This window comes from Rahnella sp. P4_A8 (assembly GCF_056402435.1).
In genome coordinates this window covers 1-786 of sequence record NZ_JBFUHK010000318.1, presented here as the reverse complement: position 1 = coordinate 786, position 786 = coordinate 1, and the positions used below count along the sequence as shown (strand labels likewise).

Sequence of the window (786 nt, the reverse complement as noted above, 5' to 3'; positions counted from 1 at the left end):
TTACCTCTACGCCGGCAGGAATGACGACGGGTGCTTTTGCAACACGAGACATTCTTTCCTCCCAATTAAGCTACGTAGCAGATAATCTCGCCACCAAGACCAGCCTGGCGAGCTGCACGATCGGTCATAACACCTTTAGAGGTAGAAATAACAGCGATACCCATACCGGCCATAACTTTTGGCAGCTCATCTTTTTTCTTGTAGATGCGCAGGCCTGGACGGCTGATACGTTGAATGCTTTCTACCACTGCCTTGCCCTGGAAGTACTTCAGTACTAATTCCAGTTCAGGCTTAGCGTCGCCTTCGATTTTAAATTCTTCAATGTAGCCTTCTTCCTTCAGCACGTTGGCAATAGCCACTTTCAGCTTGGAGGAAGGCATGGTGACCGCAACTTTGTTCGCGGCTTGACCGTTACGGATACGGGTCAGCATATCCGCGATCGGATCTTGCATGCTCATCTGTCTTTACTCCCGTGATTCAATTGGTGACAATTACCAGCTAGCCTTCTTAAGACCCGGAATTTCACCGCGCATAGCGGCTTCACGGACCTTAATACGGCTCAACCCGAACTTCCGCAGGAAAGCATGCGGACGACCAGTTTGACGGCAGCGGTTACGCTGACGAGACGGGCTGGAATCACGCGGCAGAGACTGCAGCTTAAGAACTGCATCCCAACGATCTTCGTCGGATGAGTTCACACCAGAGATAATAGCTTTCAATTCCTCGCGTTTAGCGCGGTATTTATCAGCCAGTTTTACGCGAACGACTTCGCGTGCTTTCATGGAT

The 786-nt window shown here is 50.4% G+C and carries 2 protein-coding genes; both read right to left on the bottom strand.

What is annotated here, in order from left to right; genetic code table 11:
• Positions 1 to 65: 65 nt before the first annotated feature.
• Complete coding sequence (gene rpsH, locus AC1DUO_RS25700) at positions 66 to 458, bottom strand: 30S ribosomal protein S8 (RefSeq protein ID WP_013573697.1); 393 nt, start codon at positions 456 to 458, stop codon at positions 66 to 68.
• A gap of 33 nt (positions 459 to 491) precedes the next feature.
• Positions 492 to 786: 30S ribosomal protein S14 (gene rpsN / locus AC1DUO_RS25695; RefSeq protein WP_477989539.1), on the bottom strand; the 295-nt coding region annotated here is incomplete at its 5' end.